Raw genomic sequence first — 21,142 nt, 5'->3', positions numbered from 1 at the left:
GGCGCATGAGTCCACAAATCGCAACGATCATCGGTCTGGTGATCATGTTCATCGTCGCCACCGCGATGCCCATCAACATGGGTGCGGTGGCCTTCGCCCTCGCCTTCATCATCGGCGGCATCTTCGTCGACATGGGGGGCAAGGACGTGCTCGCCGGCTTCCCCGGTGACCTGTTCCTGACCCTGGTCGGCATCACCTACCTGTTCGCCATCGCGCAGAAGAACGGCACCATCGACCTGCTGGTGCACTGGGCGGTGAAAGCGGTACGCGGCCACATCGTGGCCATTCCGTGGGTGATGTTCGTCATCACCGCCGTGCTGACCGCCTTCGGCGCGCTCGGTCCGGCCGCGGTGGCCATCATCGGCCCGGTCGCGCTGCGCTTCGCCAAGCAGTACAACATCAACCCGCTGATGATGGGCCTGCTGGTGATCCATGGTGCGCAGGCCGGTGGCTTCTCGCCGATCAGCGTGTACGGCAGCATCACCAATGGCGTGGTGCAGAAGGCCGGCCTGGAAGTGACCGAGATGGCGGTGTTCCTGACCAGCCTCGGCTTCAACTTCATGATGGCGATCATCTGCTTCCTGGCCTTCGGCGGCATCGCGCTGATGCGCCGCGGTTCGATCACCGCCGCCGGTGGCGTAGGCAATGCCGAGCTCGCCATGGCCGGTGGCCCGCAGGCGTCGTCGCGGCAGTTCGCCATCGAAGGACACGGCGCGCTGGTCGCCGCGGGTGGTGGCACGCTGTCCAATGATCCGGCCGCGCTGGATGCGGTGGGCTTCACCCGCGAGCGTCTGTTCACCCTGATCGGCCTGCTCGGCCTGGGCGTGGCCGCGCTGATCTACAACCTCAACGTCGGCCTGGTCTCGATCACCGTCGCGGTGGTGCTGGCCCTGCTCTCGCCGCAGAGCCAGAAGGGTGCGGTCGATGGCATCAGCTGGTCGACCGTGCTGCTGATCTGCGGCGTGGTGACCTATATCGGCGTGCTCGAACACGCCGGCGCGGTGGACTTCATCGGCCATGGTGTTTCCAGCATCGGCATCCCGCTGCTGGGTGCGCTGCTGGTCTGCTATGTCGGCGGCATCGTGTCTGCATTCGCCTCTTCGGCGGCGGTGCTGGGCGCGACCATTCCGCTGGCGGTGCCGTTCCTGATGCAGGGCCACCTGGGTGCGGCCGGCGTGATCTGCGCGCTGGCGGTGTCGTCCACCATCGTCGACGTCAGCCCGTTCTCGACCAACGGCGCGCTGGTGGTGGCCTCGGCCGCGAAGGAAGAGCGCGAGACGCTGTTCCGCCGCTTCCTGGTGTACAGCGGCCTGGTGGTGGCGTTTGGCCCGCTGCTGGCCTGGCTGGTGTTCGTGGTACCGGGCTGGATGTAAGTGACGGGGCGCCGGAGGATTCCGGCGCCCTTCGATGCACGGGCCGGATTCGGCTGGGGGCGACTGGGGGGGCGACCGGGTAGAGTCGACCGTTGGTCGACTATCGCGCGCAGCGCGGGATCTTCGGCATCCATGCGAAGAGCAGTCGACCAACGGTCGACTCTACCAAGCAGTTTCTGCCAGCCATTTTTTCCATCGGATTTCGCCCAACCGGGTTTCCCGCACCGCGTTACAGGTTCCACGCAGGGAGGCAGTACACTTTCCACCATGGCCATTGCTCCCGCCCCGCGTTCGCCGAAGAAGCGCGCACCTCTGTACGAAGAGGTGGCCGAGCATGTGCGCGAGCGCATCTACGATTACCGGCTGCCGCCGGGCGAATGGATCGACGAACCCGCGCTGTGCGAGGAACTCGGCATCAGCCGTACGCCGCTGCGCGAGGCGTTGAAGCTGCTGGCCGCCGAAGGGCTGGTGCAGATCGATGCTGGCCGCGGTGCGCGGGTCACGCGGCTGACCCTGGAAGACCTCAACCAGCTGTTCCCGGTGATGGCGATGCTGGAAGGCCGCTGCGCGCATGAGGCGGTCAAGCACATCGACGACGCCGGCGTACAGCAGCTGGAAGACCTGCATGCGGCGATGGAAGCGGCAGCGGCCAACGGCAACATCGCCGAGTACTACCGCAACAACTACCTCATCCACGAAACCGTGCAGCACTACGCCGGCAACCCGTGGCTGATCCGCATCACCCACGACCTGCACCGCATCCTGAAGATGCACCGCGGCCGCCAGCTGCTGGCACCGGGCCGCACGGCGCAGTCGCTGGCCGAACACCGCGAGCTGATGGACTGCTTCCGCCGCCGTGACGCGCAGGCGGCAGAGCGCACGATGGAACGCCACCTGCTGAGCCAGGGCCAGGCGCTGGCCGCGTACGTGGCCGATGGTGGGTTGTTGAACGTGCCCGCGCCGCTGCCGACCGAAGGCGGCGGCTGAGCTGTTCCGTAGAGTCGAGCCATGCTCGACTGCTTTTTCGGGGCAGTCGAGCATGGCTCGACTCTACAAAATGCCTGCGCCTCAATCGCCGCAGCTGCCACCATCGCCGCCACCACTGTCGCTGCTGCAGTCCGATCCGCCATGGCTGTGGCTGCTGTGGCTGTCACTGGCATACCCGGCCGAGGAATCGTAGCTGCCCGCGAAGCTGCCATGGCTGCGGCTGACCGAGCCATCGGCGGTGGCGATCGCCATGCACAGGATCGCGCCGACCAGCGGCAGCAGCCAGACCAGCAGCAGCTGCACCATCCGTCCTCCCACCGACACGTCGTCGCGCCGCACCACCACATACGTGGCGACCAGGTTCAGGCCCAGTACCAGGGCGATGAGGACCAGGGTCACCACCAGCATGGCGTGCCTCCGCAGCAGCGAAACGGCGCGGTCATGGCGCCACCATCAATGACTGGATCCGCGCGCGCTCTTCCAGCGGCCGCTGGAAATCCATCGGATAGACCGGTGCATGGCGCTCGCCCTTGAGCAGGAACAGGCTTTCGCTGCCCAGCGTGGCCTCGCGGATATGGCCCAAGGTGTAATGCCACATCGTCCACAGCGGCACCCGGATCGTCGCCGGCACCTTGCCTTCCCGCGGCCGCAGCACTTCCTGCACCTGCAGGACCAGGCGGATCTCGTTGTCCGAGCCTGGCCCGGTGCGCGATCCGGGATCGGTCAGCGGCCGTCCCTTGCCATCGACCATTTCCACGGCGACCACCTTGGCGCGGACGATCTGGTCGGCTTCAGCCACCATTTCCTCCAGCGGCTTCGGCTCCACCGAGGTGGCCAGGGCCGGCGCGACGGCGCCCAGGCACAGCAGGCCGGCCAGCAGGATCGCGGGGGTCTTCATGGCGGTTCTCCTTCCGTGGATACCCCCTGACGATAGCACCGCCGCAGCGGTTCGCCCTGCCTGTCATGAAGATGGGACAATGTAGGGCGCGCCGGCCCGGCCCCCAGGGTCCCGCCGGCCCCCCTGCACCACACGGAAGAAGAAGAACAACAACATGCTGAAAGTCATTTTCGATACGGATCCGGGCGTCGACGACGCGCTGGCCCTGCTGTACCTGCACAAGCACGCCCAGATCGACCTGGTCGGCGTCACCACCACCTTCGGCAACGCGTCGGTGGATTCGACCACCCACAACGCGCTGTACCTGAAGCAGGCCTGGGGCTTTGCCGCCCCGGTCGCGCGCGGCGCCGCCGGCCCGCTGCAGCCCGAAGCCACCCCGGAAGCCTGGCCGGTGCACATCCATGGCCACAACGGCCTGGGCAACCACCCGGTGCCGGCTGCGCTGGACGTGGCCGCCGATGCGCGCCCGGCCCACCAGCTGATCATCGACCTGGTCCGCGCCCACCCGGGCGAAGTGACCCTGATCGCGGTCGGCCGCATGACCAACCTGGCCCTGGCCCTGCAGCAGGCCCCGGATATCGCCGGCCTGGTGCGCGGCGTGGTCCTGATGGGCGGCGCCTTCCACGTCAACGGCAACATCACCCCGGCCGCCGAGGCCAACATCTGGGGCGACGCCGAAGCGGCCGACATCGTGTTCACCGCGCAGTGGCCGGTCACCGCCATCGGCCTGGACGTCACCACCCGCGTGGAAATGGACCGTGACGGCCTGGACAAGCTGGCTGCCATCGGCGGTGCCGATGCCGAGCTGGTGCGTGCGCTGTCGCAGGACTACGTGGACTTCTACCTGCAGGCCGGGCACAAGGGCATGGTCGTGCACGACTGCTGCGCCTGCATCGCCCTGACCCGCCCGGAGCTGTTCCAGTTCGAGCGCGCCAGCGTGCGCGTGGCCACCGACGGTGTTGCCCGCGGCATGACCATCCCCAAGCCGGAAGGCCTGGCCTTCGGCCCCAGCGTGTGGGATGGCCACGTGCTGCAGTCGATCGCCATCGGCGTGGATGCGCCGGCCGTGCTGGCCGACATCGAGCAGACCCTGGCGGTCTGATCGCCTAGCGCTTGCCCCTGCCCGGGGTCGTCTCGGGCAGGGTCCACAGCACCGGCAGCACCAGCACCGCCACCAGCGCGATCATCGCGCCCGGCGCCGCCGCCCAGCCGCTGCGTTCCACCCACCACTGCGCCAGCCACGGTGTCGCACCGCCGAACACCGCCGTGGCCATGGTCACCCCCAGTGCCAGCCCGCTCACCCGGCCCTCGCCCGGGAACTGCTCGGCCGTGGCCGGTGCCGCTACCGCGCTGATGCCACCCGCCACGCAGGCCAGCACCACCGCCGCCAGCGCGATGCCCAGCGGCGCGGCCTCGGCCATCCAGCCGAACATCGACAACGGCAGCAACGCCGCCAGCACGGTCAGCCCCAGCAGCAGCGGTCGCCGCCCGAAGCGATCGGACAGCAGTCCGCACAGCGGCGTGATGGCGATGACCGCCACTGCCGCGACTGTCGACAACCACAGCGCATCGCCTTCATCGTGCCCCTGCGCGTGCAGGAACGCCGGCACGTAGGTAATGCCGACGTAGTAAGTGATCGAACCGAGTGCGGAAATCGCGAAGGTGCGCGCCACCGCGCCGGGATGGTTGCGCAGCACGTGGCGCAGCGGCGTCGCCGGAATGCTGCCCTCGCGACGCTGGCGCTCGAACTCGGGCGATTCGTGCATGCCCGAGCGTGCGATGAGGATCACCAGCGCGAGCGCGGCACCGACGAAGAACGGAATGCGCCAGCCCCAGCCATCCAGCTGTGCGGGCGTGAGCATTGCCACCGTCACCGCAGAGATCGCCACCGCCAGCAGCGCGCCCACTTCACTGGCCGCCGAGGCCAGCGAAGTGACCAGTCCACGCCGACGCGCCGGCGCGCTTTCCAGCAGGTAGGCGACCACGCCGGTGTATTCGCCACCCACCGAAAAGGCCATCACGCAGCGCAGGACCAGCAGCAGCACGCCGGCCGTGGTACCCGCCGTGGCGGCCGTCGGCAGCAGGGCGGTGGCCAGCATCGCCGCCGCCATCAGCGCCATCGAGGCCAGCAGCATCCAGCGCCGGCCGAGGCGATCACCGAGGTGGCCGAAGCACAGCGCGCCGAGCGGGCGCATCAGGTAGGAGACGGCGAAGCCCGCCAGCGTGACCAACATCGCCTGCTCGCCGCCGCCGAAGAACACCCGCGACAACACGGTGGCGAAATACAGGTACAGGGTGAAGTCGTACCACTCCACCACGGTGGACAGGCCCGCGACCCACATCGAGCGCTGCCGCGCCGCCGTCATTTCATTCATGGCCGGAGGGTGTCACGCGCGGGGTGACGGCGCGGTGCATCTGCAGCCGGGGTCGGGGTCGGATCCCGTTCCCGCAGGGAATGGGCTCTGACCCCAAGCAGGCGGTTGTGGGGTCAGAGCCCTTTGCCGGTGGCAAAGGGATCCGACCCCACCCATCAGCCCGGCAGCTGCAGCACCGCCTGCAGGCCACCGCCTTCGCGGTTGCGCAGCTGCAGCGAACCGCCCAGCGACTGCGCCAGCTGCACGGCGATGGCCAGGCCCAGCCCGGTGCCGCCGGTATCACGGTTGCGCGAGCTCTCCAGCCGGTGGAACGGGGCCAGCACGGCCTGCAGCTGGTCCTCGGGAATGCCCGGGCCGCGATCAGACACGCTGATCCACGGCTTGCCGGCCGCATCGCGACCCGCATCGATCTCGGCACTGCCGGCATAGCGCAGCGCGTTGTCCACCAGGTTGCCGACCACCCGCCGCAGCGGCTGCGGCCAGGTCTGCACCGTCAGCCCCGACGGTGCACCGCCCGAGACCGGCTTGCCCATGTCCTCGTAATCACCGACCACGCTGGCCAGGAATGCGCCGAGATCCATTGCCACCGGCGCACCACTGGCCACGTGGCTGCTGCGTGCATAGGCCACGCCTTCGCGCACCAGCTGGCCGAGGTGGTCCAGGTCATCCAGCAGGCGCTGCTGGGTCGCGTCTTCGGGCAGCGTTTCCACCCGCAGCTTCATCCGCGTGATCGGCGTCTGCAGGTCGTGCGAGATCGCCGCGAGAATCTGCAGGCGCTCGCTGACATGGCCACGGATGCGCGCCTGCAGCGCATTCAATGCGGCGGCCGCCGTACCGACTTCGGCGGGGCCATCTTCGGCCAGCATCGGTGCGTCCTTGCCCGGCTGCAGGTGCTCGACGGCGTGCGACAGCTGCTGCAAAGGCCGCAGCGCCAGCCGTACCGCCAGCCACGCGCACAGCAGCAGCAGGGCCAGCTGCGCCAGCAGCACGGCTGGCAGCCAGCGCGCCAGCGGCAGGCCGGACGGCGTTACTTCGATGGTCAACGGCGTGCCATCGTGCAGCCGCAGTTCCACCTCGAAACGTTCGGGCAGGCGCGCGACCTGGCGGGCCTGCAGCGGATAGCGATGCTCCAGGCTGTCATCGATGATGGCGGTGACCTGGCGTGCACGCTCGGTTTCCAGCGCCGGTCCGGCGGCGGCCGGGCGCAGCAGGTAGCGGTAGGTGCGCCGTTCCAGGCGCGGCACCCAGGCCTCGCGTTGGTCGGCCGGCAGGTGCTCCAGCAGGGCCACGCTCACCGCCACGTCCTCGTCCAGGTTGCGCAGCATCATGCTGCGCGTGGCCTGGTAGCGTTCGAAGAACAGCAGGCCGAACGACAGCGCGTGGGCCAGGGTCAGCCCGCCCAGCAGCAACAGCAGCAGGCGCGCGGACAACGTGCGCGGCCAAGACAGGCGCGGCCACGGCAGGCGGCGCGCGGTGGCGTTCATTCCTCCGGCCCCAGCAGCTGCACCGGCACGCTGAACACATAGCCTTCGCTGCGCACGGTCTTGATGTAGGTCGGCTCACGCGCGTCGTCGCCCAGGCGCTGGCGCACGCGGCTGACCAGCAGGTCGATCGAGCGGTCGAACAGCTCGGCATCGCGGCCCTGGGTGAGGCTGAGCAGCTGGTCGCGGCTGAGCACGCGGTTGGCATGGTCGAGGAACACGCGCAGCAGGCGGAACTCGGCGCCGCTGAGCGGATAGGCGGTGTCCTGCGCATCCAGCAGGTGGCGGGCGGTGGTATCCAGGCGCCATTCGCCGAAGGCCAGCTGGCGACCGGCTTCGCTCACCTGCAGGTTCGGCGGCAGCATCTGCGTGCGGCGGATCACCGCATTGATGCGCGCCAGCAGTTCGCGCGAGGAGAACGGCTTGGTCACGTAATCATCGGCGCCCATTTCCAGGCCGATGATGCGGTCGGTCTCATCATCGCGGGCGGTCAGCAGCACCACCGGCACGGCGCGGTGCTTGCCGGCCCGCAGGTTGCGGCACAGGCTCAGGCCATCCTCGCCCGGCATCATCACGTCCAGCACCACCAGGTCCACCGCATGGGTGTCCATCAGCGCACGCATGGCGCGGCCACCATCGGCCTGGCTGACGCGCAGGCCGTTGCGCTGCAGGTAATCGGCCAGCATCTGGCGGATGTCGCTGTCATCGTCGACGACAAGGATGTGCGGTACGTGGTTCATTGCGTTCTCGATGGCGGCGGAGGACAAGGCCGCGCGGCGCGGCCATGGTAGCGCGGCTCAGGGGCTGGCCAGCAGGCGCTGGATCTCGCTTTCGGTACGTGCGTAATCGCCTTCGCCGTAATGGCGGTAGACCACCCGGCCCTGGCGGTCGACCAGGTACAGCGCCGGCCAGAATCGATTGCCCCACGCGTTCCAGATGCGGTACTGGTTGTCCTGCACCACCGGCCAGGTGATGTCGAGGCGGCGGATCGCGTGGCGCACGTTGCCCTGCAGGCCTTCATAGGCGAATTCCGGCGTGTGCACGCCGATCACGCGCAGGCCCTTCGGCGCATAACACGCATGCCACTGGTGCACGTACGGCGCGACGTTGAGGCAGTTGCTGCAGCCGTAGGTCCAGAACTCGACCAGCACCACCTGCCCGCGCAGCTGCTCCAGGGTCAGCGGCGGGCTGTTGTGCCACGGCCCACCGCCGCTGAATCCCGCCGCGGGTGCGGCCTCGGCGGTCTGTGCACCGGCTTCGGGGCTGGACCAGGCCAGCAGCAGCGCAGCGGCGCCGAGCAGGGCCAGCAGCAGCGGCACGGTGTAGGCACGAAGCGTGGCCATCGCTCAGCCCCCCTGCTCGGCCAGCGGCAGCTCGGCCGGCTTCACCCCGGCAGCTTCCAGGATGCTGTCGGCCACCTGCGCCGGGTGCGAGAGCAGCGCTACATGGCTGCTGCCGATCGACTGCAGCTGCGCGCCGATGCGCCGTGCGGTGGCGACCTGCAGCTGCGGCGAGAGCATGCGGTCATCGCGGCTGACCACGTACCAGCTCGGCTTGCTGCGCCACGCTGCGGTGGTCACGGCCTCCCCCAGCGCACTGGCCTTCAACGGCACCTGCGTGCTGTACAGCAGGGCGGCGGTCTTCTTCATCACGTCGGGTGCGAAATCCTGGGCGATGGCATCGGCCGGCAGGGTCAGGTAGCCGTCCGTCTCCTGCAGGCGGGTCAGCCCGGGGCCGACCGGGAAGCCTTCGCCCTGCTGCGCGGAGGACTGGCCGACATCCGGTGCGAACGCGGCCACGTAGACCAGCGCCTGCACCTTGGGATCGTTGCCCGCTTCGGTGATGACCGTTCCGCCCCAGCTGTGGCCGACCAGCACCACCTTGCCCGGTGCCGCCGCAATCGCGCGGCGGGTGGCCGCCACGTCGTCAGCCAGCGAGCTGAGCGGGTTCTGCACGGCCACCGCCGGCAGCTTCCAGTCGTGCAGGGTGCTGATGACCTTGTTCCAGCTGGAGCCATCGGCGAAGGCGCCATGTACCAGGATGATGGTGGGCGGCGCGCCGGCATCGGCCTGCGCGGCAAAGGCGGGGGTGGCGGCGCCGGCCAGGGCCAGGGCAGCGGCAAGCAGGGTGGTGCGGATCATGGGTGGCACTCCGGTGTTGGGAGTGGCCATTTCCGCCGGTGGGTGTATCGCTGCTGTTTCGCTGCGGCGCCGAGTTGTACCGGACTGTAGGGCGGCGGCCGGTTCCTACAGTCCGATACATTCGGCCGCTGGGCATGGTCCGGCACTACCGGGGGAACAGGGTTCCCCGCACGCGGGCGCGCAGCGCGCCGATGCGCCCCGACGCGGCGTCTTTGTATCCAACTGTACGAAACCCCTGCCGCAGCCACAGTCGCTGACAAAACCCCGGGCATCGGCACACGTTGCCGATACCTGCGTGGCCCGAAATGGCCTCCATCGACCACCGGCCCGCAGGACACACCCATGATCAGCACCGCCTCTTCCCTCTACACCCCGCGCCTGGATGCCGTCGGCCGCTGGCTTTCGCCGCTGGCCCTGCGCGCCCTGCTGGCCTGGGAGTTCTTTGAATCCGGCCGCGAGAAGCTGGGCGGCCAGAACTGGTTCGCCGATCTGGACGGCCGCTTCCCGTTCCCCTTCTCCACCCTGCCCGCCTCGCTCAACTGGCAGCTGGCCACGTGGCTGGAACTGGTGGGCGCGGTGATGCTGCTGCTCGGCCTGGCCACGCGCTCGGTGGCCTACATCTTCTGGGTGCTGACCGTGGTCGCCATCGCCGCCGTGCACTGGCCCGACCAGTGGAACGGCCTCGGCGAACTCTGGCAGGGCTATGCCATCACCGACCAGGGCTATGGCAACTTCAAGCTGCCGCTGCTGTTCCTGGCCATGCTGCTGCCGCTGATCCTAAACGGTGGCGGCGCACTCAGCGTCGACCGCCTGCTGGGCGGCCCGCAGCGTGCCGCAGTTGGCGATGACCGCCTCGGCTGGGGCGTCAGCCTGGTCGCCCTGCTGCTGCCCATTGCCGCACTGCTGCCGGGCATTGGATTCGGCGGTGCCCTGCTCGGCGGCGCCCTGCTGCTGGCCCATGTGCTGCGTCGTCGCCGCAGCGCCTGATCCGCCTCCGCCCTTTCCCACTTTTCTTCGCATCGCATTCCGTCGCCTTCCCGCGGCGTCCATCCCGCACGCCCTGCGTGCACATCCCAAGGAGTCACCACCATGTCCGTCTCGACCAAGAACACCGCTGCTTCCCGTCTGCCGCGCATCGGCGCCATCGGTATCGCCCTGGCTGGCGGCCTGCTGCTGGCTGGCCAGGCCGCCGCGATCCAGCCGCTGGCGATCAGTGCCGTGGCCATGAGCGCCGCCGCCGAAGGCAAGTGCGGTGAAGGCAAGTGCGGCGCCAACAAGGCCGCCACCAGCAAGCCCGCCGGCAAGGCCAAGGTGGCCGAAGGCCAGTGCGGCGAAGGCAAGTGCGGGGACGCCTCGTTTGCCCGCACCGACCGTGACCACGACGGCCGGGTCTCGCGTGCCGAGTTCAACGCCGTGGCCGGCAAGCGTGCCGCCGAATTCGACCGCATCGACGCCGACCACGACGGCTACATCAGCGAGCAGGAAGCGCACGACTACCTGCGCAGCGTCTACACCGCCAACGGCAAGCCGATGCCGAAGGGCCTGTTCTCCCGCGTCAACGACTGATTGCCCTCAACGGCGCCGCCCTCGTGGCGGCGCCACTGCCCTGGAGTACCGCGCATGTCCCTGCCCCTGCCTTCCGCCAGCGCTGGTCTTGGCCTGCGCCGTGGCCTGATTGACGAGATGCTGGCAATGCCCGCCGACGCCATCGACTTCCTCGAAGTCTCGCCCGACAACTGGATCGGCGTCGGTGGCGCCCATGGTGCCGCGCTGCGCCAGCTCAGCGAACGCCACCGCCTGACCTGCCACGGCCTGTCGCTGTCGCTGGGCGGCCCGGACCCGCTGGACCGCACCCTGCTGGCACAGACCCGCGCCTTCCTCGAGCTGCACCAGGTGCAGCTGTACAGCGAACACCTGAGCTACTGCGCCGCCGGCGGCCATGTCTACGACCTGCTGCCGCTGCCGTTCACCGCCGAAGCTGTGCGCCACGTCGCCGGGCGCATCGCCCAGGTGCAGGACACGCTGGGCCGGCGCATCGCGGTGGAGAACATCTCCTACTACGCCGTGCCCGGCGCGGACATGAGCGAAATCGACTTCATCAACGCCGTGCTGGCCGAAGCAGACTGCGACCTGCTGCTGGACGTCAACAACGTCTTCGTCAACGCCTGCAACAACGGCTACGACGCCTTCGATTTCCTCGCCCGCGTCCCCAGCCACCGTGTCGCCTCGCTGCACGTGGCCGGTCACTTCGACGAAGACGATGGCTTCAAGATCGACACCCACGGCGCGCCGGTGAAGGGCGTGGTCTGGGCCCTGCTGCGCGAGGCCTATGCGCGTGTCGGCGTGCGCCCCACCCTGCTGGAGCGCGATTTCAACTTCCCGCCGCTGGCCGAACTGCTGGCCGAGGTCACGCAGATCCGCCAGGCCCAGGCCGAGGTGCTGCTGCCGGAGATGGCCCATGGCTGAGTCGCTGGCCACCCTGCAGCAGCGCTGGGCCGACCATGTACGCGACCCGTCGATGCCGGCGCCCGATGGCATCGAGGCACGCCGGCTGGCGGTGTACCGCCGCCTGTGCATCGACAGCTTGGACAGCCTGCTGGCCGGCAGCCTGCCGCGCCTGCAGGAACAACTGGGCGAAGCGCGCTGGCGCAGCCTGGTCGAGCACTACTACGCACATCACGCCTGCCATACCCCGTTGTTCCCGCAGATCGCCAGCGAATTCGCCGCATGGCTGGCAACGCAGGACACCTTCGCGCTGCCCGGCTGGGCGGCGGAACTGGCGCACTACGAAAGCACCCAGCAGGCGCTGCACATCGAAGCGCGCGACGCAGGGCATTCGCTGCAGTACACGCCTGCGGGCAGCGACGTGCTGGCGCTGTCGCCGCTGGTGCGGGTACTGGGCTACCAGTGGCCGGTGCATGAGGACGCCGCGATGGACGATGCCGCCGTCAGCGAGCCGACGCTTCTGCTGCTGCGCCGCCTGGTGGACTACCGGCTGCAGGTCGAGGAACTGGCACCGCTGGCGTATGCGCTGCTGTCGGCCTTTGGCAGCGACGGCGCGCGCGTGGATGACGCGCTGCAGGCGCTGGCCGAGGCGCATGGCGTGACCGCCGATGCACTGCACGTGGTGGCTGCGCCCTTGCTGGGCGAACTGTGCGCGGCGGGTGTGCTGGTTGTGCTGACCGCTTTCCCTGATTGCCGGCCAGCGGCCGGCACTACCCTTCTCCATTCCGAGGCTTGATCGATGGCTGTTTCCAATACTCCCTTCCTGCACGGCTGGCGCCTGTTCGTGGCCATCGCCGTGGTGCTCATCGCCTTCGCGCTGGCCGCGTTCGCCCTGCACGCCGACGTGGCCGAAGGCAGCCGCGCGGCCATCCGGGTCACCGCACGCACCTCGTTCCTGCTGTTCCTGGCGGCGTTCACTGCTTCGTCGTTCGCCAGCCTGCTGCCGGGGCCGACCAGCCGTTTCCTGCTGCGCGAACGCCGGATCATCGGCCTGTCGTTCGCGTTCTCGCACCTGCTGCATGCCATCGCGATCACCGCGTTCGGCATCCTCAACCCGGCGTTCTGGCCGGCACGCTCGGCCCTGGCCAACCTGCCCGGCACGGTGGGCTACGTGGCCATCCTCTCGCTGGCGATCACCTCGCACCGCGGCATCGCCCGGCGCATGGGCCCCACCGCATGGCGCCGCCTGCACGTAACCGGCATGTGGATCATCGCCGCGGTGTTCACCTACTCATACTTCAAGCGCGTGCCGGCCAATTTCTGGTACGCCGTACCTTCGGCCCTGCTGTTCACCGCCTTTGTGGTGCGCGCCATTGCCAAGCGCGCGCAGTCGCTGAAGCGCGGTGGGCATGCACGGTCGCTGCGGGCGGCGTGACGGACCGGGTGGGCACGGGGTCGGATCCCATTTCCGCAGGAAATGGGCTCTGACCCCAGGCGGTTGCGGGGTCAGAGCCCTTTGCCGGTGGCAAAGGGATCCGACCCCACGGCAGGCACTACGGCGCGCGACGCAGGGTGAACAGGGTGATTTCCGAAGGCACGCCGATGCGCGCGGGGAAACCGGCCCACAGGCCAGCGCCGTTGCTCACGTACAGGGTCATGCCATCCACCTCGTAGCGGCCGGAGACAAAGCCACCATTGGCCCGCTTCACCAGCTGGTCCATGCCGATGATCTGCCCGCCATGGGTGTGGCCGGACAGCTGCAGCTTCACCCCGCGTGCGGCGGCATCGGCGGCATTGCGCGGGCGATGGTCAAGGAGGATCACCGGTGCGGCAGGATCGGCACCGGCCAGCGCCGCCTGCAGGTCGGGCAGCGGCAGGCCGTAGCGCGCCGCCACCGGGTCGGTGACACCGGCAATGGTCAGCGCCGCATCGCCACGCCGCACCTGGGTGTGGCTGTTTTCCAGCACCTGCATGTGCAGCGCGCGGAAGGCCTGCATCCAGTCGCTGTACTGCGCGTAGTACTCATGGTTGCCGGTGATGGCGATCACCCCGTCCGGCGCCTGCAGGTCGCCCAGCGGACGGAAATCATCGCGGCGTGCATCCACCGTGCCATCGATCAGGTCACCGGTGATCACGATCAGGTCCGGCTTCAGCGCATTGCTTTCGGCCACCACCTGGCGCACCCAGTCGCCGGTCAGCAGGCGGCTGGCGTGGATGTCGGTGAGCTGCAGCATGCGGTAGCCATCGAAGGCGGCCGGCAGATCCTTGATCGCCACCTCGACCTGACGCGGCTTCGGCACTGCCATGCCCTGGCTGACGCCGTAGGCGCTGAGCAGCAGGGCGACACCTGCGGCCAGCGGACGCAGCAGCGGCGTACGCAGGGCCGAGACTGCGCGCGGCAGGCGCAGCACGCGCGCCAACAGCAGGCCGGCATCGAACAACAGCATCGCCAGCGCCAGCAGCAGCACGGCGGTGGAGCCGGTGGCCAGCATGGCGATGGCCGTCTTCGGGATTTCCGGCGAGGCCATCGTGCCCCAGAAGGTGGCGACGATGCGCAGCTGCACGGCCAGGGCCACCAGCAGCAGCGACAACAGGGCCTTGGCCCACACCGGCAGGCGCAGCGGCCAGAACAGGCGCCAGGCCACGTACAGGCCCATCAACAAACCAATCGTACTCAGCACTGCGGCATTCCAGAACGTGGGGCCCGCCATGGTGACGGGCGGAGGTTGCAATGGGTAGAGCCGAGCCTATGCTCGGATACACCAACTGTAGAGCCGAGCCATGCTCGGCTGCTCCAACTGTAGAGCCGAGCCTATGCTCGGCTGCGGGAAAAACAGCCGAGCGTGGGCTCGGCTCTACAAGAGGCAGGCGCGCGTTACGGCGCCAGCCTTTGCACGCGCAGGCGCGCGATGCGGCGCTTCTCCATCGCCAGCACGGTGATGCGCACGTCGGCCACGTCCACGGCATCGCCTTCATCCGGCAGGCGCCCCAGCTGGTCCAGCACCAGGCCGGAAATGGTCATGTAGTCGCTGCTGCGCGGCAGCGACACACCCGCCAGGCGCTGCAGGTCGTCCAGAGTCAGCGCGCCATCGGCTTCCCACTGATCCTCGCCCTGCGCCACCACGCCGTAGCGCTCGTCCTGGGTATCGGCCAGGTCGCCGGCGATCGCCGCCAGCAGGTCGTTGGCGGTCACCAGGCCTTCCACGCTGCCGTACTCGTCCACGGCCACCGCCAGCGGCACCGGGTGCTGGCGGATCAGCTCCAATGCCTGCAATGCGCTGGCGCTGGACAGCACGTACTGCGGCTCGCGCAGGTTGCCCTCCAGCTGCAGCGGCCGGCCCTGCAGCAGGTCGGCCAGCAGGTCGCGGCTCTGCACCACGCCACGCAGGCTGTCCAGGTCGCCCTCGCCCACCAGCAGGCGCGTATGCGGCGACGCCACCAGACGCGCCACCACATCGTCCTGGCCACGCGCCAGGTCGATCCACTGCACGTCGGCGCGCACCGTCATCACGCTCGACACCGGCCGGTCGGCCAGGCCCAGCACGCTGCGGATCATCTCGTGCTCGGCCGGCTGCAGGCGCTCCTCCGCATCACCGTGCTCCTCTTCGCCGGCGTCATCGTGGCCATTGGCCGGGCGTGCACCCAGCATGCGCAGCACCGCATCGGCGGTACGCTGGCGGAACGGCTGGCGGCGCTCGTTGCGCTCACGGTTGAAGCGCACCCACTGGTTGAACGCTTCCACCAGGATCGAGAACGCGATGGCCGCGTACAGATAGCCCTTCGGAATCTTGTAGCCCAGGCCTTCGGCCACCAGGCTGAAACCGATCATCAGCAGGAAGCCCAGGCACAGCACGACCACGGTGGGATGCTTGTTGACGAAGCGGGTCAGCGGCTTGCTGGCCAGCAGCATCAGCACCATGGCGATGGTCACCGCGGCGTACATCACGCCCAGGTTGTCGACCATGCCGACAGCGGTGATCACCGAGTCCAGCGAGAACACCGCGTCGAGCACCACGATCTGCGCGACCACCATCGCGAAGCTGGCATAGACCTTCTTGCCGTTGTCCTCGTGCTGGCGGCCTTCCAGGCGCTCGTGCAGTTCCATGGTGCCCTTGAACAGCAGGAACAGGCCGCCGCCCAGCAGGATCAGGTCGCGCCCGGAGAAGCTGTGATCGAACAGCGTCAGCAGTGGCTCGGTCAGTTTCATGATCCAGGCCAGCGCGGCCAGCAGCACCAGGCGCATCAGCAGGGCCAGGCTCAGGCCGATCACCCGCGCGCGGTCACGCTGGTGCGGTGGCAGCTTGTCGGCCAGGATCGCGATGAACACCAGGTTGTCGATGCCAAGCACGATCTCAAGCACGATCAGGGTCGCAAGGCCCATCCAGATCGAGGGGTCAGCCAACCATTCCATTTCGGTTCCGTTTCTTCATGAGGTAAGGGGAAAAGGGAGTTTTCAGTCGTCGTCCTGCGCCTGCAGCGGGTCGTGCCCGAGCAGGTCGCCCGGCGTGCATTGCAGCTCGCGGCAGATCGCATCCAGCGTCGAGAAGCGGATGGCGCGTGCCTTGCCGGTCTTGAGGATGGACAGGTTGGCCAGGGTGATGTCGATGCGCCCGGCCAGCTCGGACAGGGTCATGCCCCGTTCCTGCAGCATGCGGTCGAGCGTGATGACGATCGCCATCAGATGACACCGTCGAGGTCATCACGCATGGCCGCACCGGCGGCGAACACGCGCGCCAGTACGAACAGCATCAGCACGGCGATCAGGCCGGTGATGGACATGCCGCCGCCGACTTCCATCCAGGCGAAGTCCGGGCCCATCCAGGACGCGTACACGCCGATGATGATCGACAGCACTTCCATCGCCAGCATCAGCCAGGCCATGCGCTGCAGGCGCTGCGCATTGGCATGGGTGAACGGGCGCGCGCCGGCGGCCGAGCGCAGCAGGCGCGCCAGGTGCCGCAGGAACACCAGGCACAGCACCAGCAGGGCGACGATGCTGCCCAGGCCGATGCAGAAATGCAGGAACAGATCGCTGCCGTGGACGGCCGCGGCGTGCGCGTCGTGCACGCTGTCCAGCAGCCAGCGCCGGTCGTAGGCCACCAGGGGCACGGCCAGCAGCGCGGCCAGGATGCCCAGCCAGCACATTGCCCGTACGGCCTGCACGGCGGTCTGGGCCAGGGTGAACAAGCCTCGCGCGGGTTCGGCGCGGGCGGGACGAGCGGTCAAGCAGCCTCCGGTATGGGGCGGTCTCGCCGCCCGGGATGAATTTATCGATAAACGATATACCACATCCGGACGCGGTGGATGAATCGCACGCGTCGGGCGCGGCCTGGCCCTGGCGCGGAGGCGTCGCCTCGCCCGGCGGCCTGGACGCCTGTTCCAGCATGGCTTCACCCGGGCGCATGCACGCGGTATCGAACAGGGCGCTGAAGGAATCCTGCGCAACGGCCGGCTGCACAACGGGCGCTCCGCTTGACACGGCCCGATGATCGCAGGATCATCAATTAACGAATTAGTTAATTAACGATCCATGGACCGCATCTTCGAAGCCCTCGCCTCCGGTGCCCGCCGGCAGATCCTGGCCTACCTCAGCGCCGGTGAACTGAGCGCGGGCGAGCTGGCCAAGCGCTTCGACTTCAGCAAGCCGGCGCTGTCCAGCCACCTGCGCATCCTCGAAGAAGCCGGCCTGATCGAGCGCGAGAAGCGCGGCCAGTTCGTGTATTTCCGCCAGGTGCCCGAGCGCCTGGCCAACACGCTGTTCTCCTGGGCCGCCGAAGTGTGTCCGGTCGGTGGCCCGCTCAAGCGCGAAGCCCGCGCACGCCGCAAGTCCCCTGCCCGCTGACAAGGAGCACGACGATGCCTGGTTCGACCCGCAACAGCCGTTCGTTTCCAGGTGTCCAGCTGCCCGCACAGGACGGCGCAGGCCCCATCGAAGTCACCCTCATCGCCCAGCTCGGCATCGGTGCCGGCGACGCGCTGGTGAAGGATGCCGCCGAACGCCAGCGCCACCATCCGGCCTTCATCGATGCGCTGGATGAATCCTCCGCGCGGCTGGGCGGGATGCACCTGCAGCACGGCGATGCGTCCTCGTTGTACAGCTTCGTGGTCGCCGGCGGCGGCCATCCGTTCCATCGCCATGCCGGCCCGCGCATGTTCACCGCCATCGCCGGCAGCGCCGGTGCGGAGCTGCGCTTCGCCACCGCCGCCGATGCGCAGCTGGCCACCGACCCGGCCGCCTTCCTGCGCAGCCTGCGGCGCATCCGCATTCCGCCGGACTGCCTGTTCACCGTGCGCTTCGGTGGCGGCACCTGGCACCAGTTCGCCTCCAACCATGCCGCCCACCCTGCCCTGTTCGCGCTGTCGTGCCACAGCAATGAACTGGCCGGGGCCATGAGCGAGAGCACCCGCGCGCAGGTGCAGGCCAACAGTGCCGACATCCCCAGCCTGACCGAAGTGCTGCCGGCGCCGCATTGGCCGAGTGCGGCCATGCTGGCTACCGCGCCCCTGCTGCAGCTGTCACTGCAGGCCGCCCCGCCCAGCCTGTGCGCGCGGCTGTGCGCGCAGACCCGTTCACTGCTGGGCCCGCTGCGGCGGATCAACCTGCGGCCGTTGCGCGGGTTCGTCGAACGCAGCACGCCGCATTACCCGGTGCACAGCGGCCGTCCCGATGCGCAGGGCCTTCTGGCCGGTGCGCTGCCCTCCAGCCACTACCAGGACCTGACCGTGCTGACCCTGCGCAGCGGGCAGTGCACGCAGCGCTCGGCCTCCGCGCTGCTGGCCGAGGTGCTGGATGGCTTCCTGCGCAATCCGCCGGGCGGCGTGGGACGGTTGATGGCGCTGCGCAATCGTCTGGTCGCACCGTTGCGCCTGCGCACCTCGCCGCTGGGCTGCCCGGTGTCGTCGCTGCTGTCCACCGACCGCAGCCGCCTGTTCGCCGGCCGCTTCCCGGTGCTGGACACGCGCATCGATCAGCAGGACCGCAGTGCCGAGGTGCTGCTCGGTGCCGACGACCGCCACCTGCGCTTCCGCAGCAGCGTTCGCGTGCAGCTCGGCGACGACGGCAGCGTGCAGGCCAGCCTGGGCTCGCGCGTGCAGACCCACAACCGCTTCGGCCGCCTGTACATGGCGATGATCGATGCCGTGCACCGCCACTACATCGCCCCGGCGCTGCTGCGGCGGGCGGTGGAACATGCGCTGGCGCCGGAGCTGGCCGACTGGGTGGATGAGGCTGTGTTCGAAGGGGCCTGAGCCGCCAGGCGTCAGACCGTCAGTTCGCCGTGGTCCTCACCATCCCAGTACTGGATGCGTTGTGCATGCACGTGGATCAGCACCAGCCCCGGCGTATCCACGCCCTGCTCGAACCAGCGCTCCAATTCTTCAACCCAGTGCTGGGCCAGCACGCCGCGTTCGCGGATGATGGCGGCCCGGCCCGTGACATGTACGAACAGCGGCGGCTTGCCCAGCAGTGACTTGCTGCCGGTGAAGCCCAGCGCGACCTTCGGATCGGCCTCGATCTGCTGCACCATGCCGGTGCTCTGCAGGGCGAAGAACCAGCTGTCTCCGTCGTAGTCCACGTCGCCGTTGTTGCTCATCGGCCGGCCGTCGATCTCGCCGGCTGCGTGGGTCTGCAGCATCGCGAAATCGATGCCGGCCATCTTCTTCGCCAGTTCGGGCAGAGTGAGCGTGGTCATGCGCTGGGTCCGGATGGAAGGGGAGCCCAGCCTCCCCCGCGTGCGGTGACTGGCGCGTGCAGTGGTGGTGGCGCCGCCTTCACGCACGCACCGGGTTCAGATCCAGCCCTGGTCGACCAGTTCGCGCTTCAGGTAGGCGTAGAACACCGGCGCGGCCACCAGCCCGGCCAGGCCGAAGGCCGCTTCCATCACCAGCATCGCGAGCAGCAGCTCCCAGGCCCGCGCCTGGATCTCGCCGCCGACGATGCGCGCGTTGAGGAAGTACTCCAGCTTGTGGATGACGATCAGGTACAGCAGCGCCGCCACCGCCACGTAGAACGACACCGACAGCGCCACGATGGTGATGATGGTGTTGGAGATGATGTTGCCCACCACCGGCAGCAGGCCGGCGAGGAAAGTGATCAGCACCAGCGTCTTCGACAGTGGCAGGTGCACGCCGAACAGCGGCAGCACGCCCAGCAGGAACACCGCGGTGAACACCGTGTTGAGCAGCGAGATCTTCACCTGGGCGAACACCACCTGGCGGAAGGCCACGGCCAGGCGCGTTGTGCGCCCGATCAGTTCCTGCGCGAGCGGCCCCATCTTCGGCAGCGGCAACTCGTCGTACAGGGCGATCATCGCGCCCAGCACCATGCCGATCAGCACGCGCACGCCCACCTGCACCACCGACGTACCGGCCACGCCCAGCTGCCGCTGGTGCTCGGCGGCCCATTCGTTCACCGCCTCGCGCAGCCGCGTCAGGTCTTCGGGAATGTACGGCTGCAGCAGTGCGGGCACCTGGTGCCGCGAGGTATTGAGGATGTCCATCAGCCGCGCCAACAGCACGTCGGGGCCACCGGTCTCGTTGCGGAAGAACGAGGCCACGCCGATACCGGCCAGTACCAGCGCACCGATGATGACCGCCGAAAGCACGATGACCGCAATCGCGCGCGCCCGTCCCGGCGGCAGCTTGCCTTCCACGGTGTTGGCCAGCACGTGGGTCAGCTGGAACACCAGCAGGCCCGACAACAGGGTGACCACCAGGCCCAGCTTCAGGGCCAGCCACATGCCCAGCAGCATCAACAGCCAGGCGGCGATGCGCGCGGCAGGTGGCCTGGGCGGGGCAAGGATCACGTCGGTCATGGCAGCACATCCACTGGGGTGGCCCATGGTAGTGGATTGCCATGGCGGTTCCGGGGCAGTGCGCGGCGTTCCGTTCAGCCCTCTGGCGGCCGCGCCCACGCCAGCGCACACTGGCGCCCCACCTGCCCGCATGGATGCCCGATGCCCCGCCTGCTGCCCGCCGCCCTGCTGTTGATGCTGTGCCCGCTGCCGACGCTGGCCGCGGGCGGCGATGCCGACACGACGCCGCTGCCGCCGCAGGTCAAGGCCGATGCCGAGGCCATCGCCGCCTCGCTGCTGGAAGTGCAGCGCATCGATGTCGAGCTGTCCTGCCCCAAGGCCGTCGAAAACGCGCGCTACGGGCTGGAAACCATGCTGGAAGTGGGCGCGAAGAACGTGGCCGGCGGCTACATGGATGCCGCCAAGTTCGAGGCCATGGCCACGCCGATGCGCGGCCTGCTGCCGCAGATCACCGATGCAGACTGCGAAGGCGCGACGGACGCCAAGCGCGATTTCTACCAGTGCATGTCCAGCGACTACAACCACGTGCTGGCCTGCGCCAAGGCCCATCTGAAGTAACACCGCGCCCTGCCCGGCGCCGGCCGCGCAGCCCGGGGGCGGCGCGGGCCGCGCGCCCCCCCGCCAGAGGG

The 21,142-nt window shown here is 68.8% G+C and carries 24 protein-coding genes; 11 read left to right on the top strand and 13 right to left on the bottom strand.

From position 1 onward, the window contains the following. Nucleotides 1-5 precede the first annotated feature (5 nt). Together IAE56_RS12225 and IAE56_RS12220 are read left to right on the top strand one after the other, a co-directional pair. Nucleotides 6-1,373 carry an SLC13 family permease gene (locus IAE56_RS12225; RefSeq protein WP_200752719.1) on the top strand — a complete coding sequence of 456 codons (1,368 nt, stop codon included), beginning with the start codon at nt 6-8 and terminating at the stop codon, nt 1,371-1,373. A gap of 267 nt (nt 1,374-1,640) precedes the next feature. Further along, nucleotides 1,641-2,360 carry a GntR family transcriptional regulator gene (locus IAE56_RS12220; protein ID WP_108768136.1) on the top strand — a complete coding sequence of 240 codons (720 nt, stop codon included), beginning with the start codon at nt 1,641-1,643 and terminating at the stop codon, nt 2,358-2,360. 81 nt (nt 2,361-2,441) lie between these two features. Here IAE56_RS12220 and IAE56_RS12215 read toward each other — a convergent pair whose 3' ends face one another. Together IAE56_RS12215 and IAE56_RS12210 are read right to left on the bottom strand one after the other, a co-directional pair. Beyond that, the gene (locus IAE56_RS12215; protein WP_200752718.1) at nt 2,442-2,768 is read right to left on the bottom strand and encodes a hypothetical protein; all 327 of its coding nucleotides are present in this window, start codon (nt 2,766-2,768) and stop codon (nt 2,442-2,444) included. A 31-nt stretch (nt 2,769-2,799) separates the two neighbouring features. After that, nucleotides 2,800-3,258, bottom strand: coding sequence for a hypothetical protein (locus IAE56_RS12210; RefSeq protein ID WP_200752717.1), 459 nt, complete (start codon nt 3,256-3,258; stop codon nt 2,800-2,802). Nucleotides 3,259-3,412: 154 nt separating this feature from the next. Here IAE56_RS12210 and IAE56_RS12205 point away from each other — a divergent pair, with 154 nt between their 5' ends. Then, nucleotides 3,413-4,360 (top strand): nucleoside hydrolase, encoded by a 948-nt coding sequence (locus tag IAE56_RS12205; RefSeq protein WP_164073226.1) that lies wholly within the window; start codon nt 3,413-3,415, stop codon nt 4,358-4,360. Nucleotides 4,361-4,364: 4 nt separating this feature from the next. On the opposite strand, the gene IAE56_RS12200 is transcribed toward IAE56_RS12205, so the two are convergent. The 5 genes from IAE56_RS12200 to IAE56_RS12180 all read right to left on the bottom strand — a co-directional run bounded on the left by IAE56_RS12200 (nt 4,365) and on the right by IAE56_RS12180 (nt 9,255). After that, nucleotides 4,365-5,624, bottom strand: coding sequence for an MFS transporter (locus IAE56_RS12200; RefSeq protein ID WP_108768132.1), 1,260 nt, complete (start codon nt 5,622-5,624; stop codon nt 4,365-4,367). 164 nt (nt 5,625-5,788) lie between these two features. Continuing rightward, nucleotides 5,789-7,117, bottom strand: a complete 1,329-nt coding sequence (locus tag IAE56_RS12195; RefSeq protein WP_200752716.1) for a HAMP domain-containing sensor histidine kinase — start codon at nt 7,115-7,117, stop codon at nt 5,789-5,791. Continuing rightward, complete coding sequence (locus IAE56_RS12190; protein WP_025873908.1) at nt 7,114-7,854, bottom strand: response regulator; 741 nt, start codon at nt 7,852-7,854, stop codon at nt 7,114-7,116. The genes IAE56_RS12195 and IAE56_RS12190 overlap by 4 nt, the downstream gene beginning before the upstream one ends. 57 nt (nt 7,855-7,911) lie before the next feature. After that, nucleotides 7,912-8,457, bottom strand: coding sequence for a redoxin family protein (locus IAE56_RS12185; RefSeq protein WP_200752715.1), 546 nt, complete (start codon nt 8,455-8,457; stop codon nt 7,912-7,914). A 3-nt stretch (nt 8,458-8,460) separates the two neighbouring features. Further along, complete coding sequence (locus IAE56_RS12180) at nt 8,461-9,255, bottom strand: alpha/beta hydrolase (protein ID WP_200752714.1); 795 nt, start codon at nt 9,253-9,255, stop codon at nt 8,461-8,463. A gap of 342 nt (nt 9,256-9,597) precedes the next feature. Between IAE56_RS12180 and IAE56_RS12175 the strand changes: the two genes are divergently transcribed. The 5 genes from IAE56_RS12175 (at nt 9,598) to IAE56_RS12155 (ending at nt 13,135) form a co-directional block, all read left to right on the top strand. Continuing rightward, nucleotides 9,598-10,242 carry a DoxX family protein gene (locus IAE56_RS12175; protein ID WP_200752713.1) on the top strand — a complete coding sequence of 215 codons (645 nt, stop codon included), beginning with the start codon at nt 9,598-9,600 and terminating at the stop codon, nt 10,240-10,242. 102 nt (nt 10,243-10,344) lie between these two features. Then, complete coding sequence (locus IAE56_RS12170; protein WP_108768126.1) at nt 10,345-10,821, top strand: hypothetical protein; 477 nt, start codon at nt 10,345-10,347, stop codon at nt 10,819-10,821. 54 nt (nt 10,822-10,875) lie between these two features. Continuing rightward, a complete protein-coding gene (locus IAE56_RS12165; protein ID WP_200752712.1) occupies nt 10,876-11,721 on the top strand; it encodes a DUF692 domain-containing protein in 846 nt (281 codons plus the stop codon). Next, entirely contained in the window at nt 11,714-12,496 is a 783-nt protein-coding gene (locus tag IAE56_RS12160; RefSeq protein WP_200752711.1) for a putative DNA-binding domain-containing protein, read from the top strand. The genes IAE56_RS12165 and IAE56_RS12160 overlap by 8 nt, the downstream gene beginning before the upstream one ends. Before the next feature lie 3 nt (nt 12,497-12,499). Continuing rightward, entirely contained in the window at nt 12,500-13,135 is a 636-nt protein-coding gene (locus IAE56_RS12155) for a ferric reductase-like transmembrane domain-containing protein (protein ID WP_200752710.1), read from the top strand. A gap of 118 nt (nt 13,136-13,253) precedes the next feature. Here the strand turns inward: IAE56_RS12155 and IAE56_RS12150 are convergent, their stop codons facing one another. The 4 genes from IAE56_RS12150 to IAE56_RS12135 all read right to left on the bottom strand — a co-directional run bounded on the left by IAE56_RS12150 (nt 13,254) and on the right by IAE56_RS12135 (nt 16,845). Then, nucleotides 13,254-14,411 carry a metallophosphoesterase gene (locus IAE56_RS12150; protein WP_200752709.1) on the bottom strand — a complete coding sequence of 386 codons (1,158 nt, stop codon included), beginning with the start codon at nt 14,409-14,411 and terminating at the stop codon, nt 13,254-13,256. A gap of 164 nt (nt 14,412-14,575) precedes the next feature. Next, nucleotides 14,576-16,111: a TerC family protein gene (locus tag IAE56_RS12145; RefSeq protein WP_108768120.1), complete on the bottom strand. Its 1,536-nt coding sequence runs from the start codon at nt 16,109-16,111 to the stop codon at nt 14,576-14,578. A 42-nt stretch (nt 16,112-16,153) separates the two neighbouring features. Then, nucleotides 16,154-16,378, bottom strand: coding sequence for a helix-turn-helix transcriptional regulator (locus IAE56_RS12140; RefSeq protein ID WP_108764376.1), 225 nt, complete (start codon nt 16,376-16,378; stop codon nt 16,154-16,156). Next, entirely contained in the window at nt 16,378-16,845 is a 468-nt protein-coding gene (locus tag IAE56_RS12135; protein ID WP_108770634.1) for a DUF2975 domain-containing protein, read from the bottom strand. Before IAE56_RS12135 ends, IAE56_RS12140 begins: the two co-directional genes overlap by 1 nt. Before the next feature lie 385 nt (nt 16,846-17,230). On the opposite strand from IAE56_RS12135, the gene IAE56_RS12130 reads away from it, so the two are divergent. Both IAE56_RS12130 and IAE56_RS12125 read left to right on the top strand, forming a co-directional pair. Continuing rightward, nucleotides 17,231-17,542, top strand: a complete 312-nt coding sequence (locus IAE56_RS12130; protein ID WP_200752708.1) for a metalloregulator ArsR/SmtB family transcription factor — start codon at nt 17,231-17,233, stop codon at nt 17,540-17,542. 14 nt (nt 17,543-17,556) lie between these two features. After that, on the top strand, nt 17,557-18,948 hold the full coding sequence (locus IAE56_RS12125; protein ID WP_200752707.1) for a DUF2867 domain-containing protein: 1,392 nt from the start codon (nt 17,557-17,559) through the stop codon (nt 18,946-18,948). 11 nt (nt 18,949-18,959) lie between these two features. On the opposite strand, the gene IAE56_RS12120 is transcribed toward IAE56_RS12125, so the two are convergent. Further along, on the bottom strand, nt 18,960-19,391 hold the full coding sequence (locus IAE56_RS12120) for a pyridoxamine 5'-phosphate oxidase family protein (RefSeq protein ID WP_200752706.1): 432 nt from the start codon (nt 19,389-19,391) through the stop codon (nt 18,960-18,962). Between the two features lie 96 nt (nt 19,392-19,487). Beyond that, nucleotides 19,488-20,513 carry an AI-2E family transporter gene (locus IAE56_RS12115; RefSeq protein ID WP_108768116.1) on the bottom strand — a complete coding sequence of 342 codons (1,026 nt, stop codon included), beginning with the start codon at nt 20,511-20,513 and terminating at the stop codon, nt 19,488-19,490. A 141-nt stretch (nt 20,514-20,654) separates the two neighbouring features. Here IAE56_RS12115 and IAE56_RS12110 point away from each other — a divergent pair, with 141 nt between their 5' ends. Then, on the top strand, nt 20,655-21,071 hold the full coding sequence (locus tag IAE56_RS12110; RefSeq protein ID WP_108768115.1) for a hypothetical protein: 417 nt from the start codon (nt 20,655-20,657) through the stop codon (nt 21,069-21,071). The last annotated feature ends 71 nt before the right edge of the window (nt 21,072-21,142 follow it).

The sequence above is a fragment of the Stenotrophomonas sp. S41 genome, assembly GCF_016624625.1.
In the GTDB taxonomy this organism is placed as follows: Bacteria; Pseudomonadota; Gammaproteobacteria; order Xanthomonadales; family Xanthomonadaceae; genus Stenotrophomonas.
This window is presented reverse-complemented; position numbering and strand designations above follow the sequence as displayed.